The sequence below is a fragment of the Citrobacter sp. Cb080 genome (genome assembly GCF_030334745.1).
Classification (GTDB): domain Bacteria; phylum Pseudomonadota; class Gammaproteobacteria; order Enterobacterales; family Enterobacteriaceae; genus Citrobacter; species Citrobacter braakii.
Genome location: NZ_JAOWDG010000069.1, coordinates 115,023 through 131,871 on the forward strand (window position 1 = coordinate 115,023; position 16,849 = coordinate 131,871).

16 protein-coding genes and 1 pseudogene are annotated in these 16,849 nt (G+C 52.3%); 2 read left to right on the top strand and 15 right to left on the bottom strand.

Annotated features, from left to right (window positions below):
* Positions 1 to 60: 60 nt before the first annotated feature.
* Genes OGV38_RS13190 through otnK form a run of 8 tightly spaced genes read right to left on the bottom strand, consistent with a single transcriptional unit; the run spans position 61 to position 6,815 of the window.
* Entirely contained in the window at positions 61 to 714 is a 654-nt protein-coding gene (locus OGV38_RS13190) for an aspartate/glutamate racemase family protein (RefSeq protein WP_046274716.1), read from the bottom strand.
* Positions 711 to 1,160 carry a GlcG/HbpS family heme-binding protein gene (locus OGV38_RS13195; protein WP_286473471.1) on the bottom strand — a complete coding sequence of 150 codons (450 nt, stop codon included), beginning with the start codon at positions 1,158 to 1,160 and terminating at the stop codon, positions 711 to 713. Before OGV38_RS13195 ends, OGV38_RS13190 begins: the two co-directional genes overlap by 4 nt.
* A complete protein-coding gene (locus tag OGV38_RS13200) occupies positions 1,136 to 2,482 on the bottom strand; it encodes a bile acid:sodium symporter family protein (protein ID WP_016156006.1) in 1,347 nt (448 codons plus the stop codon). The genes OGV38_RS13195 and OGV38_RS13200 overlap by 25 nt, the downstream gene beginning before the upstream one ends.
* A 21-nt stretch (positions 2,483 to 2,503) precedes the next feature.
* Positions 2,504 to 3,316: a beta-keto acid cleavage family enzyme gene (locus OGV38_RS13205; RefSeq protein ID WP_049269273.1), complete on the bottom strand. Its 813-nt coding sequence runs from the start codon at positions 3,314 to 3,316 to the stop codon at positions 2,504 to 2,506.
* 28 nt (positions 3,317 to 3,344) lie between these two features.
* The gene (locus tag OGV38_RS13210; RefSeq protein ID WP_286473476.1) at positions 3,345 to 4,121 is read right to left on the bottom strand and encodes a hydroxypyruvate isomerase family protein; all 777 of its coding nucleotides are present in this window, start codon (positions 4,119 to 4,121) and stop codon (positions 3,345 to 3,347) included.
* Positions 4,102 to 4,908, bottom strand: a complete 807-nt coding sequence (locus OGV38_RS13215; RefSeq protein ID WP_016156008.1) for a DeoR/GlpR family DNA-binding transcription regulator — start codon at positions 4,906 to 4,908, stop codon at positions 4,102 to 4,104. Before OGV38_RS13215 ends, OGV38_RS13210 begins: the two co-directional genes overlap by 20 nt.
* A gap of 9 nt (positions 4,909 to 4,917) precedes the next feature.
* Positions 4,918 to 5,562, bottom strand: coding sequence for a 3-oxo-tetronate 4-phosphate decarboxylase (gene otnC, locus OGV38_RS13220; protein ID WP_016152294.1), 645 nt, complete (start codon positions 5,560 to 5,562; stop codon positions 4,918 to 4,920).
* Positions 5,559 to 6,815: a 3-oxo-tetronate kinase gene (gene otnK / locus OGV38_RS13225; RefSeq protein ID WP_016156009.1), complete on the bottom strand. Its 1,257-nt coding sequence runs from the start codon at positions 6,813 to 6,815 to the stop codon at positions 5,559 to 5,561. Before otnK ends, otnC begins: the two co-directional genes overlap by 4 nt.
* Positions 6,816 to 7,187: 372 nt before the next feature.
* Between otnK and OGV38_RS13230 the strand changes: the two genes are divergently transcribed.
* Entirely contained in the window at positions 7,188 to 8,081 is an 894-nt protein-coding gene (locus tag OGV38_RS13230) for a PocR ligand-binding domain-containing protein (protein ID WP_075847365.1), read from the top strand.
* On the opposite strand, the gene cobA is transcribed toward OGV38_RS13230, so the two are convergent.
* On the bottom strand, positions 8,060 to 8,848 hold the full coding sequence (cobA, locus tag OGV38_RS13235; RefSeq protein WP_019076302.1) for a uroporphyrinogen-III C-methyltransferase: 789 nt from the start codon (positions 8,846 to 8,848) through the stop codon (positions 8,060 to 8,062). The genes OGV38_RS13230 and cobA overlap by 22 nt on opposite strands.
* 405 nt (positions 8,849 to 9,253) lie before the next feature.
* Here cobA and OGV38_RS13240 point away from each other — a divergent pair, with 405 nt between their 5' ends.
* A complete protein-coding gene (locus tag OGV38_RS13240) occupies positions 9,254 to 10,156 on the top strand; it encodes a LysR substrate-binding domain-containing protein (RefSeq protein WP_286473479.1) in 903 nt (300 codons plus the stop codon).
* A gap of 82 nt (positions 10,157 to 10,238) precedes the next feature.
* Here OGV38_RS13240 and cobO read toward each other — a convergent pair whose 3' ends face one another.
* The 6 genes and pseudogenes from cobO to OGV38_RS13270 all read right to left on the bottom strand — a co-directional run bounded on the left by cobO (position 10,239) and on the right by OGV38_RS13270 (position 16,846).
* A complete protein-coding gene (cobO, locus tag OGV38_RS13245; RefSeq protein ID WP_016156012.1) occupies positions 10,239 to 10,841 on the bottom strand; it encodes a cob(I)yrinic acid a,c-diamide adenosyltransferase in 603 nt (200 codons plus the stop codon).
* Positions 10,842 to 10,850: 9 nt separating this feature from the next.
* Positions 10,851 to 12,503, bottom strand: coding sequence for a class I fumarate hydratase (locus tag OGV38_RS13250; protein WP_094168594.1), 1,653 nt, complete (start codon positions 12,501 to 12,503; stop codon positions 10,851 to 10,853).
* A 58-nt stretch (positions 12,504 to 12,561) separates the two neighbouring features.
* Complete coding sequence (gene glsA / locus OGV38_RS13255; protein ID WP_286473482.1) at positions 12,562 to 13,563, bottom strand: glutaminase A; 1,002 nt, start codon at positions 13,561 to 13,563, stop codon at positions 12,562 to 12,564.
* Between the two features lie 148 nt (positions 13,564 to 13,711).
* Positions 13,712 to 14,993, bottom strand: a pseudogene (locus tag OGV38_RS13260) (dicarboxylate/amino acid:cation symporter); the annotation flags it as partial.
* A gap of 168 nt (positions 14,994 to 15,161) precedes the next feature.
* Positions 15,162 to 15,479: a DUF4387 domain-containing protein gene (locus tag OGV38_RS13265; RefSeq protein ID WP_016152303.1), complete on the bottom strand. Its 318-nt coding sequence runs from the start codon at positions 15,477 to 15,479 to the stop codon at positions 15,162 to 15,164.
* Positions 15,476 to 16,846 carry an acyclic terpene utilization AtuA family protein gene (locus OGV38_RS13270; RefSeq protein ID WP_016156013.1) on the bottom strand — a complete coding sequence of 457 codons (1,371 nt, stop codon included), beginning with the start codon at positions 16,844 to 16,846 and terminating at the stop codon, positions 15,476 to 15,478. Before OGV38_RS13270 ends, OGV38_RS13265 begins: the two co-directional genes overlap by 4 nt.
* Between the last annotated feature and the right edge of the window lie 3 nt (positions 16,847 to 16,849).

Here is a 16,849-nt window from a genome sequence, read left to right on the forward strand (position 1 = left end):
GGCTGGTCCCGTTTCGACATGGTTGGCCATCTGATGATGGCCTTTTTTTTGGCCTGTAATTCAGCTTTCAGCCAGTGTTTTCAACCAGCGAATTCCGCTTTCCGGCGAGGTCATTACCGGCACCGGCGGGGAAGGGAGCTGCTGTAAAACGCGCGCCATCGAGGCTTGCGCCAGCATCACAACATCCGCCTGGGTAAAGGCGCTCTGTAACCCTTCACTGACGATACGGTCATGAGTATCCATGTCTCCCGCCAGCAGCGCGTGGAATGCCTCCTCCATTAATATAGGCGTGATGGTTCGCGATTTACCGCTCTGCTGCACTTTGCGCTGTACGTAATCCAGCGTTGGCTTCAGCGTGGTTGCCACGGTCGCCAGTACGGCGATCCGCTCACCTTTTTCAATCGCCTCTTCCACCATTGCGCAGTCAATGCGCGCGAGCTGCAGTGGGGTCATAAACTGGCATTGCTCCACCGCAGTACCAATTGAGGAGCAGGCGGTAATAAAGATATCGCAGTCCGCCTTTTCGGCAATATGTACATAGTCGGCGATGCGGGCGGCAATATTGGGCGTCACGCCCTGGGCCTTCATTACCTGCTTGATCATGGATTCTTCCACCAGGTGCATGACTTCAACATCCGGCATGATGTCGGCAATCAGCTGTTGCATCATCGTAAGCGTGGCGGCACTGGTATGCAGCATGGCGACCTTTTTCATTGGGCAATCTCCTTAAGTAACGTTTCCGCGACGGCCAGCGCCGCATCATGATCTTCCTGCGCGGATAAACCGCCTACCGCGACGGCCCCAAGGCATTTTCCTTGGTGCAGAATCGGGATCCCGCCCGGCAGCGCCGTAAACAGCGGGTCGGCAAAATAACCAATATCCAGTTGCTCTTTCTGCAGTCGCTGTAAAAATGCCTGCGTGGTACAGCCCAGGCGGCTACTGGTGCGTGCTTTGCGCTGGGTTAACTCGATGGTTAACAGTTTGGCGTTATCCATCCGCACAAAGCTGAGTAGTTCGCCATTGGCGTCGCATACGGCCACGCTTAACGGGCGTTTTGCGTAACATGTTTCGGCGAGGTCGAGCGCAGAGGCCACGGCGCGCAGGGCATGCCCCAGAGTGAGAGTTGTCCTCGTGATTATCCTTTTGACAGATTTTCGCAAGCGGGTTGAACGGGATCTTTGGCTGCGGCGGCCTGCGCCTGTCTGGCGTCTTTCTTGCGCCAGTAGTTCGCGAGCAGCGAGCCGCTGACGTTGCCAAGCGGAGTCATCACCGCCGAGGCCAGGCCAACCGTTGCCAGTTTGCCCATCGCTGCGGCAAGCCCGGACGCCATGCCGCCGTTTTGCAGGCCGACTTCAAAGGCTACGGTGCGGGCAGACTGTACGTCCATGCGGAAGATCCAGCGGCTCATCAGATAGCCAATCAGGAAGCCGCCGAGGTTATGCATCAACATGGCGAAGCAGAGCAGGAAGCCGACCTGCACCAGGTTCTCGCGCCCGGCTGCGGCTGCGGTGGTCGTAAAGAAAATGATCCCCATCATTGAGATGGTCGGCATGATTTTCTTCACGCCCGCCACGCGGCCATACAGCCAGTTGTAGAACAATGCCCAGACGAGACCGCCTGCCACGAAGTTGAGCACCACCGCGTACATTTGCGCGTCGGCGCTGGCGTGACCAAACAGCGCGTCCCAGCCGCCAGCAATCATATACAGCAGCCAAAGAGCGCCGATCCCGGCCAGCATCTGGACGACACGGCGGCCTCGCACGCCCGCATAGGTTTTCAGATAGTCATGCAGAATTGCCGCGCCGATGGGGATTAATACGATTTTCACCACATCCATTACCATCGCGGTGAGCTGGATATCGATCATCGACCCCGCCAGCAGATTAACCCACAGCGGCGTCATCACCGTCGCCGCCAGCGTTGAGACTGCGGCGATCGAGACCGCCAGCGCCAGGTTGGCGTTCGCGATATAGACCATGACGGTAGAGGAGAGTCCGCTTGGGCAGGCGCCAATCAGCAGAATCCCGACCGCCACCTCAGGCGGAAAGTTAAAGATAAGCGTAATGCTCAGGCCGAGCAGAGGCATGATGACGAAGTGGCAGAAGGTGCCAATAAACACCGCCCACGGCATTTTGGCGACGTCAATAAAATCCTGGATCGTTAGCTTAGTGCCCATGCTAAACATGGTGGCCTGAATGACGAGGAACACGATCCATTTATGGGTGATATTGAAACCGCCCCAGACGATTAGATCCGTAGACCAGGTCATGGCGGCGACAAACCCTGCGATGATCCATAGCGTAAACTGATAGCTGCGTAGACCCGGCCAGTAGCCTGCACCGGCGGCGAATCCGGCGGTGAACATCACCAGCCCTGGCTGCCAGAGCGCCGCGGACTGGATTAACGCGCCGATAATCGCCAGCGCCGCGCCCGCAACGCTGACGCCGAGTCCGGTTTTGTGAATAACAGTGGTCATAGTCATGTTGAAATGTCCTTGCTGTTGTTATTGCTGCCGGGATGGAATAGATAACATGTGCCGCGCAATTTCTGGCGTGGCGACTTTTTTATCCATGCTGCGAATGAGCGTGGCGAGTTTGGCAACCTGCTGGTAATTATGCTGTGCTTTTTCTTCAGCGCTTAAATAATAGCTATCCTCAAAGCCGATTCGTACTTCACTGGCCCCCATGCCGACGGCGGCGGCAATAATATCGAAGTTCTTTCTGCCAAAATGAGTAATACCCCATAAGGCATCGCGCGGGATCATGCTACGCAGAGCAATTAAAGCGTCAATGGTTGCTGGCGTACTGCCGCGATGACCGAGGACGATATTAAAGAGCATGGGTTTTTGGAATTTTATTTTATCTTCAAGGTTCAGGATGTTATTAATCATGCCAATTTCAAAAACTTCAAACTCGGGAATGATATTGCGCTCGACTATTTGCCGGGAGCAATATTCCACGTCCGGACCGGGATTAAAGTACACCGCATCTCCGAGGTTGACGGAACCGACGTTCAGCGAAGCCATCTCTACGCCGGGGCAGGAGAGTGGCGCGCAGCGTTCGGCGATGGACATTGAAGAGACGCCGCCGGTAGATGCCTGAATAATCAGGTCTGAATGGCGCATGACGCTATCAATGGTCGCCTGAAAATCGGTGGTATCCGGCGTCAGGCGACCCTGTTTATCGCGAACGTGTAAATGCACGATGGACGCGCCATGCTCTACGCTGGCGAGTATTTCCTGCGCCAGTTCTGCGGGTATAACTCTGGGGCAATCCGCGGCAACGGGTGCCAGCGAAATAATAACAGTATCCGACATATTTTCCTCCGGTACAGAGATATTTAAATTATAGGTAAGGCGTTATCCAGTTTAATGAGTCGGGCCCTGATGTTGATGGTTGATATTCACAGCCAATCCAGCCCTGGTAATTCATTTTTCTAATAAAATCGAATAGCCATGTTTCATTTAATTCACCTGTTCCCGGTTCATGGCGATAGGGGACAGAAGCAATTTGAAAATGTTTAATTAAGGTGAAGTAGCGTTCAATATTTTTTGCCACATTGCCATGAATTTTCTGACAGTGGTAAATATCAAACTGTAAACCGATATTTTTCTTGCCAACCTCTTGAATAATAGATTCGGCCAACGGAAAGCTGTCAATAAAATAACCGGGCATATCCTGCGAATTTAACGGTTCAATCAGCACATCGATTTCCGCTTCAGCCATCATATCGCAGGCGATACGCAGCCGGTTGGTCAGGAGAGTGCGCTGAGCGTGAAGCGTCAGATCGCCGCAGCGCGAACCGGCCATAACGTGAACCCGACGACAGCCCAGCGCCGTGGCGTAATCACGCGCCACGTTGAGGCTATGGTGAAATTCCTGGTCTCGACCGGGCTGCGCGGCCAGTCCCCGCTCACCTTGTGCCCAGTTACCCGCCGGTGCGTTCATCAGCACCACCGGCAGGGACATTTCCCGCTGTGCAGCGTGCAAATGCGCCAGCGGGTGATGCCAGAGAAATAGCCCTTCAACGCCGCGAAAACCAGCCGCCTGCGCCGCCGCAAATCGCGCCGCTATCGGTAAATCTGTAAACAACCAGTCGAGGTTAGCCGCTAACTTCAGCATGGCGCGCACCCTCCCGGTTATCAACCAGATGCAGCTTAACGCCCTGGCTGGCAATAGTTTGCTGGGCGTTTTCCGGTAACCGGTTATCAGAAATAATGTCGGTTAACTGTTCCAGCCCACAGATATGGAACATGCCGTATTTGCCAAACTTACTGCTGTCGCAGACCAGCACCCGACGCCGGGAAACGGTGAGTACCGCTTCTTTAACCGAGGCTTTCCCTTCGCTCGGCGTCGACATGCCGCGTTCGGTATCCCACGATGAGGAGCTCAGAAACGCCACGTCAATATTAATGGTGCGCAGAAAACTGGCGGCGCTTTTTCCAAGGCATGAGCGGTTACGCTGATCCACCAGACCACCGGTGTGATAGAGCGTGATGTGCGGCATATCCATCAGATAGTGGCTGATGGAAAAATCGTTGGTTACTACCGTCAGATTGAAACAGTGGCTGGCGGCGACCGCTTTCGCCACTTCAAACAACGACGTTCCGGCATCCAGATACAGCGTTTGTCCGGGCTCAATGAGCATGGCGGCGAGCTGGCCCATTTTACGTTTCACGTCATGATTCAACTCGGCTTTTTCCCGCCATGGCAGCTCAGATTTCAGCAGGTTATTCAGCTTCACTCCGCCGTTAATGGCGATAACTTTGCCTTCTTCTTCCAGCAACTGGATGTCGCGACGCACGGTCATATGCGACACGCTCATCAAATCTGCCAGTTCATTAAATGAGGCGGCATTTTTTTCGTGCACGTAGCGGTAGATAAAATCACGTCGTTGCTCGGGGATCATTATGTCACCTCACGCTTGCCGGGAATGTTCAAGTTCGGCCACCGCTTCTTCTGAGAGCGGAACATAGCCAAGCGGTTTTAACGTCAGCCAGATGCGGGCGCTGTCTTCCAGTTCTTCAGCGTTAAACACCGCCTCACGCAGCGAGCGACCGCTTACTACCGGCCCGTGATTGGCCAGCAGCGCGGCCGTATGGTCTGCCGCGATTTCACTCAGTGCGCTGGCAATGCCTTCATGGCCAGGCTTGAAATAGGGCAGCAGCGGTAACTGCCCGACGCGCATCACATAGTACGGCGTTAACGGCGGCAGGCAGTTTTTCGGCGTGGTGCACGGCAGGCAGGAGAGCGCGGTCAGCCATGGAGAATGCAGGTGCACGACAGCACCGCAGGATGGCCGATGTCGATACCACGCCAGATGCATGGGCACCTCTTTTGAGGGTTTGTCGCCGCTAAGATGAACGCCGTTGGCATCCAGTCGACTTAGCGTGGCAGGATCAAGCTCGCCCAGACAAGAGTTGGTCGGGGTCACCAGATAGCCGCCATCTGGCATTTTGACGCTAAGATTGCCGGAACCGCCGCTGCTGTAACCGCGCATAAACAGGGAACGGCCATAGTGGACGAGTAGTTCGCGCAGTTGGTGTTCACTCACCGAATTCATAATGCGTACTCCTGGGCAGTAAAAAAGAAATCGTCGTCACCAAAGTTGCCTGACTTCAGCGCCAGCGCCAGACCGGAGGAAAATACCCACGGCACGCCTGGCGCAATGGCTTTGCCGACGGACAGACGCTTCACCTGCAAGGCTTCCACAACGGTGCCGGAGGTTTCTCCGCCCGCGACGATAAAGGTGTTTACACCCGCAGTTCGTAGCTTTGAACTCAGCCGGGCAAAAGCGTGTTCGATTGCCTGGCTGGCGACCTGTTCGCCGTGCTCCTGTTGAATACGTTTGAGTACGTCTGGCGGCTGGGTGGCGTATATCAGTGGCGCTAATGAGTCGCTGATATGCGTCATCGCCCAGGCGCTCAGTTCATCAGTGTAGCGTTCGGCATCAGACAGGCAGCGGGACACATCAAGCAAACGAGACGCTGCTGCGGCCTTATAGCGATTAACCTGACGATTGCTCATTGCCGAACAGCTACCGGAGAACACCACCGTTTTGGCAGGCAGTGGAAAAGAGTCCGGCGGCATGGATTGCTGGCCTCCGCTGCAGGCGGCCAGCGCGCCGCCGAGCCCGGAGCCACCGGCTAACAGAGGGCTGGCATGGAGAGCTTGCGCCAGCGTGTTGAGATCTGCTTCATCCAGCGTATCGACGATAACGTGACGCGTACCTTCAGCCTGAAGTTGGGCCAGGGCGTAAGTGACCGCTTCCACACCTTGACGCAGGGTCGTGAGGTTGATGCAACCAACCGCGCCTGGCGTTTGCGCGCTCAGCAGGCGCGGCAGGCTGGCATCGTTCATTGGATTGAGCGGATGCTTTTCCATCCCGGATTCGTTAAGCAGTATGCCGTGTACAAAAAGATGACCATGCACCACCGTGCGTCCGTTTTGCGGCAGAGCGGGGCAGTGGACGATCAGCGGAACCTGCAGGTCGTTCATCAATGCATCGCTGACCGGGCCAATATTGCCTGTTGGCGTGGAGTCAAACGTCGAACAATATTTAAAATAAATCTGGCGGACACCTGCATTTTGTTTCAGCCAGCGGGCACAGGACAGGGATTGGGTGACGGCCTGTTCTGCGGGTAATGAGCGGCTTTTCAGCGAGATGACGATAGCGTCAACCTCTTCATTCCAGCATTGCGCGGTATCGGGCATACCGGGCAGAAGCGCGACGCGCCACCCCTGCTGCGCCATAAAGCTTGCAATGTCCGTTGCGCCGGTAAAATCGTCGGCGATAACGCCTGTGGTGACGGCCATGGATCAACTCCGTTCAGATTGTTTGCTAATTGAACATATTATTCAGGAGGGCCTTTCACATTCACATGATGATTATCACAAATAAGCACATCATCGATTCAGATTAAAAACGGGTAATTTATTGAAAATAATGAGGTTAGGTGTTGAGTGTTGCGAAAAGAGTCTCACAAGAGAGTGTGAAGATTCGTTAATCTTTGAGAAAGCGGAGTCGGTGGTGTGCTGCAGAGTATTATCGTGGTCGCTATAATTTTCTTGCCAATTGATCATAATCATCTGCACAAATGAGATTATTTTTTGCGGTGAGCATCATTCTTTCCTGAGGCTAATTTTAGCATATTAGCGGCCTTAATATTATTAATGCCGGAGGATAACGTGCCGCTGAAAATCCAGGATGACTATTTACACCGTTTTTTCTCTATCGCAGAACTCTTCTCCCGAGCCACTGGGTTAGCCACAGTCGTCGTTGATATTAACGGTATAGCGTTGTCTGAATGTCATAATTTTAATTCGTTTTGCACATTAATGCGTGCGGATGAGCGCTATCGAGCAGGTTGCCAAAAGTGCGACAAGTACTGTGCTTTTGAGGCATTAAAACAGCTCAAACCCAGAATACTCACCTGTCATGCAGGGCTAAGCCTGTTCTCGATGCCATTAATCCATGAGGGACACCTTCACGGTTTTATTATCTGCGGGCAGGTGCGGGTAAAATATCAGGAATATAAAACTATCGCTATTGATAACAAAAACTCATGGATTAATAACCCCGAAATTAAAGCTGAGTGGGGCCAGTCTGCGGTGGTGGATAATAATGTACTGGTGGCGTCGGCAAATTTGTTAAGTTTTATTGTTGATAATTTTGAGAAAGAACAATTGATCTCTGAGAAGATTGTAGTTCCGGCAACCCGTTACGCTCATCATTATTTCACTGAGCCTTCACGTCACGAGAAAAAACTTATGGCGGCGCTGCGTTATATTGACGAGAATTTGTATGGTGAATTGTCTTTGGAATCTGTCGCGGCTCATGTGTGCTTAAGCGCGAACTATTTCAGCCGGTTTTTCAAGAAACGCCAGGGTGTTAATTTTAAAACCTGGGTGAGTCAGAAAAAAATGCAAAAAGCAGGGGAGTTATTACACGATCCGGTTCATTCCATAGACAGTATTGCCAGGAAATTGCAATACGCGCAAACCAGTTACTTTTGCCGCGTTTTCCGGGCGGCGCATCAAACGTCGCCCCAGTCTTTTCGTCACGCCAGACTTTCGCAGTAAAGATTGTCTGGCAGCGTGATGGCTTCAGGTATAAAAGAGAGCCGATCGCTCAGGGTCACCACATCTCCGATTACAATCAACGCCGGTGGAACAATATTAGCTTCCTGTGCCTTGCTCAATAATGAACCGAGCGTGCAGGTCAGGCGACGTTGATTTTCTCGGGTCGCGGACATAATTAGCGCGGCGGGCGTGTCTGCTGATTTTCCGCCCATCAACAGCTCTTCACAGATAAACGCCAGATTGGCGATACCCATGACGATGACCAACGTGCCGTTAAGTTTCGCCAGTTGACGCCAGTCCTGCTGCTGATTGCCTTCCCGCGTGTGGCCAGTCACCACGTGAAAGCCGGAGGCAAAATCGCGATGCGTCACCGGGATACCGGCATAGGTCAGGCCGCCAATCGTAGAACTAATACCCGGTACAACTTCAAAAGGGATGCCCATTTCAACCAGATCCTCCACTTCTTCAGCCCCACGGCCAAATACATACGGATCGCCACCTTTGAGGCGCACAATGTTGTGGTGTGTTTGGGCATACTGGACCAGCAGTGCGTTGATTTCATCCTGGGGAACGCAATGGAAGCCTGGATTTTTGCCGACATTGATAAGCAGGCAGTCAGGTAATGCCCATTCCAAAATTTTAGGATTGACCAGCCGATCGTAAATAATGACGTCGGCCTGTTTAATGCACATCATTGCTTTGAGGGTCAGTAATGAAATATCACCAGGACCTGCTCCAACGAGCCAGACCTTTCCGAAAGTTTTCACAATGTGTCCTTTATCACGTCTGTCAAAAAATGGCACAAACGACATCAATAAATGATTAAAAGCAGTCGTTTGCCCGTAAGTTATAACGTGAAATTATCCAGGATTAGCGCATGGATAATATTGATTAATCTCGCAAAGTTTTTTCTGCAATAAACAAGAAGACTTGAAAAATTATTAAGAACTTATTGGCACTATTTACTTAGGTTTAACCTTATTTAAATTGTGTTTATTGTTGTGCTTGAGTATTATTGGTTAATATTTATCCGCCATCAGTGTGAGCAAATCATGGATTGGATCAATGACATCAATGGAGAAAATAAAATATAACTCTCGGTGCTTATCTGGGTGCCTTGAATTATTTTTTATAAATTAAACTATTTTTGTACGCTGCATATGGAAGAGGTTATGAGAGGAAAAATACCCAAGACGGAGTTGCTGGTAACTTTTGAAGTGGTTGCGCGTCACGAAAGTTATACCCGGGCAGCTGAAGAGTTGGCGTTAACACAAAGTGCTGTTTTCCGCCAGGTGAATGCACTGGAGGATTTTCTTAATACCGCGCTATTTAATCATGCCAAAAAACGTATTTTTTTAAATGCGGCCGGCAAACTCTATTTAAGTATCGTTAAAGAAACGTTAAATAAACTCGAGCGCGATACGACCACAATAATGACCTGGCAACCGACCGTACAGGTTATTGAGCTGGCGGTAAATCCGACGTTCAGTACGCATTGGTTGATCCCCAACCTGCGCGAGTTTAACGAACTCAATCCTGATATTATCGTGAACATCCATTCGCTGGCGAATATCGGTGATTTTCTTAATCGTGAGTATGATGCGGCAATTATGCGCGAAGATTTCTACTCACCGTGGTCAGAGGTTGAGTACCTGTTTGAAGAGGAAATTCTGCCAGTATGCAGCCGCTGTCTGCTGGCTGAACCGGAACGGAAACTGTCAGTCCACGAACTGCTGAACGAATACCCGCTGTTGCACCAGAGTACGCGAATCAAAGGCTGGCAGGAATGGTTTGCGCTGTCCAACGTCAGCAGCCCGCTGGTAAATAAAGGCCCGAGATTTGATCTGTTGTCGATGTTGATTGCGGCGGTCCGTTCTAATCTGGGGGTTGCGCTGCTTCCTCGTTTTGCCATTCAGCACGATCTGGACAATGGAGATATGGTCATTCCTTGCGATGTTCCGATGCGCACCGGGAACCGTTTCATTATGACGTGGCGTGAAGAGAAATCGGAGTCTGCGCATTTACAGACATTTCGTAACTGGTTGCTCAGCAAGTCCGTGGTGTCGGCTACCTGATGGTGGTTTGCGCTTTATCAGGCCTACAACGATTGGTAGGCCGGATAAGACGCGTTAGCATCGTTATCCGGCAAAAGAACGGCTACCAGTCGATTCCAATCTGTGCCTGAATCCCGCGGTCAAACGCGTGCTTGACCGGGCGAATTTCACTGACCGTATCGGCCAGTTCCAGTAACAGCGCATGGCATCCGCGCCCGGTCACGATGACGCTTTGCTCCGCAGGGCGATTTTCGATGGCGCTGATAACCTCCTGGGTGTCCAGATAGTGGTAAGCCAGCATGTAGGTAAGCTCATCCAACACCACCAGATCGTACTGCGGATCAGCCAGCATGCGCTTACTTTCCTGCCAGACTACCGTTGCCGCCTCGATATCCGCTTGCCGATTTTGGGTTTCCCAGGTAAATCCGGTGCCCATAATATGAAATTCGACACCGAGCGGTTGCAGCGTGTTGTACTCGCCATTATCCCACTGGCCTTTAATAAACTGCGCGATGCCAACGGTTTTTCCGTGACCAACCGCGCGCGTTGCCGTACCAAAGGCTGCGGTGGATTTTCCTTTACCGTTGCCGGTGAAGACAATCAGGATCCCTTTCTTCTCCGTTGCCGCCGCCACGCGGGTATCAACCTGTTCTTTCAGTTTCTGCTGACGCTGGCGGTGTCTGTCATTATTGGCTCGCGCTTCCATGGTGACTCCTTAATGTCCTGCCGGACAGGTTGCGCAGCGGTGCTGCTGCTCAAACTGGCTAAAGAAGTTATTGCCTTTGTCATCCACTAATACGAAGGCCGGCATATTTTTAACTTCCATCATCCACACCGCTTCCATTCCCAACTCGGGATATTCAAGGCAGTGCAGGCTCTTCACGTACTGCTGCGCCAACAAGGCTGCGGCGCCGCCAATGCTGCCAAGGTTAAAACCACCATGTTTGCGACACGCATCCGTGACTTGCGCGCTGCGGTTGCCTTTCGACAACATGATCAGACTGCCGCCCGCGGCCTGGAAAGCATCGACGTAACCGTCCATGCGCCCGCCAGTTGTGGGTCCGAGCGAACCGCAGGCCAGATTACTGGGGGTTTTAGCCGGGCCCGCGTAATAGACGATATGGTTTTTCATGTAATCTGGCATCGGTTCGCCGTTATCCAGGCGCTCTTTGATTTTGGCATGCGCGATATCGCGAGCCACAACAATCGGGCCGCTTAACGATAAACGCGTCCCAATTGGCAGAGTGGTGAGATCCTGCAGGATCTCGCGCAACGGACGATTCAGATCCAGTTGTACGGTCTGGGCGCTATTTTCTACCCGCTGTGAATCGGGAATAAATTTGCCCGGATTATGCTCGAGTTTTTCCAGCCAGATTCCGTGTTTGTTGATTTTGGCCTTGATGTTGCGGTCGGCTGAGCAGGAGAGAGCCATGGCGATAGGGCAGGAGCCGCCGTGGCGCGGCAGGCGGATCACCCGGATATCGTGGGCAAAGTATTTGCCGCCAAACTGCGCGCCGATGCCAAACTCGCGGCTGGCGTTAAGCAGCTCGGCTTCCAGCGCCGTATCGCGGAATGCCTGACCCAGTTCGTTCCCGCTGGTGGGCAGGTTATCGTAATATTTAGTTGAAGCCAGTTTAGCAACTTTCAGCGTCTGGTCGGCGGACAAGCCTCCAACGACGAAAGCGATGTGATACGGCGGGCAGGCGGCTGTACCCAGTGATTTCATTTTTTCGATCAGAAACGCGGTGAGCTTTTCCGGCTGCAGAATAGATTTGGTTTCCTGGAACAGCGCCGCTTTGTTAGCAGAGCCGCCGCCTTTGTTGACGAACAGGAAACGGTATTCGTTACCCGGCGTGGCGCTGATGTCGATTTGCGCCGGCAGGTTAGTCTGGGTATTGACCTCGGTATACATGTCCAGCGGGGCATTTTGCGAGTAACGCAGGTTGTTTTCGGTGAAGGTGGTGTACACGCCTTTGCTTAATGCTTCTGCGTCATCGCCGCCGGTCCAGACATGCTGTCCTTTGCAGGCCACAATGGTTGCCGTCCCGGTATCCTGGCAGTTGGGCAGGACGCCTTTGGCCGAAACCTCAGCATTGCGTAGCAGTTGCAATGCGACGTACTTATCGTTACTGCTGGCCTGCGGATCGTGCAGAATGCTGGCTATCTGTTTTAAATGTCCGGCGCGCAGGAAAAATGAAGCCTCATAAAATGCCTGCTGGGCTAATAAGGTTAGCGCTTCTGGCGCAACCTTAATCACTTCCTCTCCGTCTAACTCCGTTACCGCAACGTGCTGGTTACTCAGTAATTCATATTCGGTATTATCTTTACTCTGAACAAAGAGTTCCTGCCAGACAAATGGTTTAGACATGTTTACATCTCACCTTTTAGTTAATATGTCGGATGGCGCTCACGCCATCCGTAATTGCTTAATGCGCTAAAAAGACATTGGCTTTTGTCGCTTCGGCGACATATTCGATCGTTTTCTGGGCGCGAACGCTGTTACCGGCTTCATCCAGCGGCGGAGAATAGACGGCAATCGCATATTCGCCCGGGACAACGGCGACCATGCCGCCGCCGACGCCGCTTTTTGCCGGGATGCCCACGGTGTAGAGCCATTTACCGCTGCCGTCGTATAGTCCGGCAATCGCCATTTCTGCCAGCACCTGCGGAACATATTTTTCATTCAGCAACTGCTTGCTGTTGAATGGAGATTTGCCTTTGTTCGCCAGTACCGCCCCCATTTTGGCCAGTTGCTCAACGGTGATATCCACCGAGCACTGACGGGTATAAATTTCGACAGCATCGTCGGTATTGCCATAGAAGCTGTTATAGGATTCCATCAGCTTCGCCAGCGCCTGATTGTGCTGGTTGGTTTCCATCTCGGATTTAAAGACCGGCTCATTAACCGTGAGCGTGGCGTCGGCCCAGACGTTCAGGTTGTCGAGGATTTTGTTCCAGCGATCGGTTTTGTCTTTGGCTTCAATTAGGCTAACGGTGCTCATCGCCCCGGCGTTTACCAGCGGGTTCTCAGGCGCGCCTTTGGTCAGCTCAACCGCTAAACCGGAGTTGAAGGGCATGCCGGTGGCATTGGCCCCGAGTTTTTCCAGCACCACCTGAGGGCCGTGCTGTTCCATGGCGAGCGCCATGGTGAAGACTTTGCTCAGGGATTCCATGGGGAAGGGTTTGTTAACATCGCCAACCTGGTAGATCTTGCCGTCCACCGTGGCAATGGTGATGGCAAAGTTATTCGGGCTGTAGGTCGCCAGGGCAGGGATGTAGTCGGCGACTTTTCCATCGTGGTTACTTTTATATTTTTGATGTGCCTGGTCGATAAGCTTTGCGTAATCCGGCGTGGTTTGCGCGAGAGTCGTTGCGCTGAACAAAACGCTGAAGGAAAAAATACTCACGCCGAGAAGAGTTTTAGTCATGGTGTAATCCTGTTGGTGTGCTCATCATGGTGCCGGATGGCGGTGTACCGCCTTATCCGGCCAACGGATAGTTAAACGTTATGCAGGCCGGATAAGCGCAAACGCCATCCGGCAATAACGTCGTATCAGGACAACGCGACTTCTGTTTCGGTAACCGGACGTTCTTGTTCCGGGGTCTTCACTGGTGCAGTGCCACGACAACCCTGGCCGAAGTGTTCACCTTCCCAGCGACCTACAATGGCAGCACCCATTGCGTTACTCATGACGTTGGTAGCAGAACGACCCATATCGAGGAACGGATCGACGCCCATCAACAGGATCAGACCAGCTTCAGGAATGTTGAACTGGTTCAGGGTTGCGGCGATAACCACCATTGATGCACGCGGTACGCCCGCCATCCCTTTAGAGGTCAGCATCAGGATTAACAGCATGGTAATTTGCTCGCCCATGCTCAGCTCAATGTTGCACGCCTGAGCAATAAAGACGGTGGCAAATGAGCAGTACGCCATGGAGCCGACCAGGTTAAAGGAGTAACCGATAGGCAGAACGAAGCTGGCGATTTTTGAAGAAACGCCGAATTTTTCCAGCTTGTCCAGGGTGCCAGGGAAGGCGGCTTCTGAACTGGAGGTAGTAAAGGCCAGCAGTGCAGGCTCGAGGATTGATTTGGTCAAACGCGCGATGCAAGGCCCGACTATCATGGTTGACAGGCCAATCAGGATTGCCCACAGCATACCCAGGGTCAGATAGAATTCACCCATGAAGATCCCGGCGCTGACCATCACACCCAGACCACGTTCGGCAATCAGACCAGAAATAGCGGCAAAAACGGTCAGTGGTGCAAACAGCATGACGTAGCCCGTCAGCTTCAGCATCACGTGTACCAGTGAATCCAGAACCTTCACGATAGGCTCGGCTTTTTCACCAATCGCGGCCAGGCTGCAACCGAGGAAAATTGAGAACACCACGATCTGCAGAATTTCATTACGCGCCATCGCATCGACAATACTGGTCGGTACCGCGTGCGAGATAAACACTTTCAGCGTGAATGGCTCTGACTTAACGGCGGCAACAGCCCCGACGTCATGTGGCACGAAGTTGATCCCCGCGCCTGGCTGGAAGATGTTAACGATAACCAGACCCAGTGCAATTGACACCAGAGAGGCGCAAATAAACAGGAAGAAGGTTTTCGAAAATATACGTCCCAGCGTTTTGGCATCGCCCATTTTGGCAATACCAACAACCAGAGTTGAAATAACCAATGGCGCGATAATCATTTTTACCATGCGTAAGAATATAGTGGTAAAAATAGAAATATCTGCTGCATAGGATTTTGCGGTTTCAGCCGCGGCCATATTATTTATGGCCACCCCGGCAATCATGCCGAGTATCAGGCCTAATATGATCATCTTCGTTAAACTTATTTTCTTCATGTGTACTCCATCGGATAAAGGCTGGTAATTGGAATTGTGTAGGGTGGCGTGCGCCTGAGCCTGGACAGCAGCTCAGACGCACGCCTGTTGTGACCAACCGCATGAATAATTCGAAGCACTGTGATACCGCTGAATTCTGTGCTCCAATGGTTGTTATTGTGTTTTTTGTTACAAGTCGAACTCAATACTTAATAATGGAGCGTGTTGCTGAGCACCATAAACATCATTATCACCGACGTTGCCGGAAATAATATCGCGCGGCATGACGATTTTTACGGCATTCGCCGGATCGAACCACACGATATTGTGAATGAAGTCAGGTTCAACATTATATAAACTGGCAATGAGCTGCGGCGTTAATTGCTCGCAGGCTTTTACCCGCTGATAGTCTTCCCTGGTTTTAAATAAAATATCTAAAACCAGTTCGTACGGTCCGGCGTTTTTGGAGCGAATAACCTGCGCCAGTGAACAAATTGAGTGTTTCATGCCTGAACTCCTTCTGGCGTCACCTGTTCAATGTGGAAATCAAATCGCAGCGCATCGCTCGCTTCAATCAGGTGATAGATCGAGAACTCATACACCGGTCCACTTTGAATATCAGATGGCGAGAACGGGAAGGCGAGGTTGCCCGCAGTCGCAATGCGATTTTCATAGCCGTAGTGCAGCAGGGTAGAGCGTACCAGCGAGCAAACGCTGTTGGCGATATCCTGCGTCGGCGCAACGACATCCAGTAAAATCCCCAGCTCATGACCGGCAGTTTTCATCGGTTCATGGTTGCCCATCACACCGTTCTTACCATACAGGTGGAACGTCATGCGGATACTGTCGTCATTCAGTGAGAGGTTACGCGCCACACTTGCTTGTACCTCTTCGAGAATGGTGTCAATCCCGGCAATCATAATTGGGTCGCGCGTTCCGGCGATGGTCAGGCAACGGAAGCCAACCTGACGCGCGCCTTCCAGTTTCAACGCATACGGTGTTTCTTCATGACGTGAACCACTGACATACACTTCGCCCTCGTTAACCTGGGTAAAGGTGCACGCTTTCAGGTTCAGCACGCCGCCTGGTCCTGGCAGGAAGTACGGATCGGACTTCTCATACAGGGTGTGCGCCGCAGCGGAAGTTTCAGTGAACTTACGCTTGGGATTGAACGCCTTCAGCGTAAAGCCGTTGTCATCAATGATCCCCATCGCACAATCTGAGCCGGAGCCAGGGGTGGCGGCAATGGCAGCACACTCAAGGATCTTCCCGCAATGGAGTGCCAGACCTTCATCAAAGCCCTGCATTATTGGCAGCGCGGCGAAGCAGGCCGGATCGTAGGCACGTCCGCCCAGAACCACCTGCGCGCCAGCTTCGAGCGCACGCTGAAAAGGCTCGACGCCCATCTGCGCGACAATGTAGGTGCTCTCTTCAATTGCATCGTGAGTCAGTTCAGGCACAAAATCGAGCGCGGTGATTTTGCCGTTATCCAGCGCCTGATGAACGATTTCTTTGTCGACATCAGACGGGATTAACGCCATTGAGAAGGACAGTTTTTCTTCCTGTGCGATCTCATGGATTATCTGGCGACACCACTCCAGATGCGGAGCTGCGCCAGAACCACCGGCCGTGCCGATCACTACCGGGATGTTGTTCTTCACGCCTGCCACGATCATATAGCGCAGATCGCGTTTCACACCGGCCCGGTCGGTAAAGGGTTTACCCGCCCCCAGATAGTGGGGGCCTGGATCGGAGGAACCTGCGTCAACAGCAATAAGATCCGGTGACTCTTCCATGGCTTTACGAAAACTTTCTTCCGGGAAGCCATAACCCAGGATAGCCGTAGGCGATAAGATCTTAAATGTGCGTGCCATCTC

Coding starts and splice junctions, on each gene's coding strand:
- OGV38_RS13205 (WP_049269273.1), bottom strand. CDS start 3,316: ATGTCGGATACTGTTATTATTTCGCTGGCACCCGTTGCCGCGGATTGC.
- OGV38_RS13270 (WP_016156013.1), bottom strand. CDS start 16,846: ATGGCACGCACATTTAAGATCTTATCGCCTACGGCTATCCTGGGTTAT.
- OGV38_RS13190 (WP_046274716.1), bottom strand. CDS start 714: ATGAAAAAGGTCGCCATGCTGCATACCAGTGCCGCCACGCTTACGATG.
- otnC (WP_016152294.1), bottom strand. CDS start 5,562: ATGAATTCGGTGAGTGAACACCAACTGCGCGAACTACTCGTCCACTAT.
- glsA (WP_286473482.1), bottom strand. CDS start 13,563: ATGACTAAAACTCTTCTCGGCGTGAGTATTTTTTCCTTCAGCGTTTTG.
- cobO (WP_016156012.1), bottom strand. CDS start 10,841: ATGGAAGCGCGAGCCAATAATGACAGACACCGCCAGCGTCAGCAGAAA.
- OGV38_RS13200 (WP_016156006.1), bottom strand. CDS start 2,482: ATGACTATGACCACTGTTATTCACAAAACCGGACTCGGCGTCAGCGTT.
- OGV38_RS13240 (WP_286473479.1), top strand. CDS start 9,254: ATGAGAGGAAAAATACCCAAGACGGAGTTGCTGGTAACTTTTGAAGTG.
- OGV38_RS13215 (WP_016156008.1), bottom strand. CDS start 4,908: ATGATCCCCGAGCAACGACGTGATTTTATCTACCGCTACGTGCACGAA.
- otnK (WP_016156009.1), bottom strand. CDS start 6,815: ATGGCCGTCACCACAGGCGTTATCGCCGACGATTTTACCGGCGCAACG.
- OGV38_RS13265 (WP_016152303.1), bottom strand. CDS start 15,479: ATGAAACACTCAATTTGTTCACTGGCGCAGGTTATTCGCTCCAAAAAC.
- OGV38_RS13210 (WP_286473476.1), bottom strand. CDS start 4,121: ATGCTGAAGTTAGCGGCTAACCTCGACTGGTTGTTTACAGATTTACCG.
- OGV38_RS13250 (WP_094168594.1), bottom strand. CDS start 12,503: ATGTCTAAACCATTTGTCTGGCAGGAACTCTTTGTTCAGAGTAAAGAT.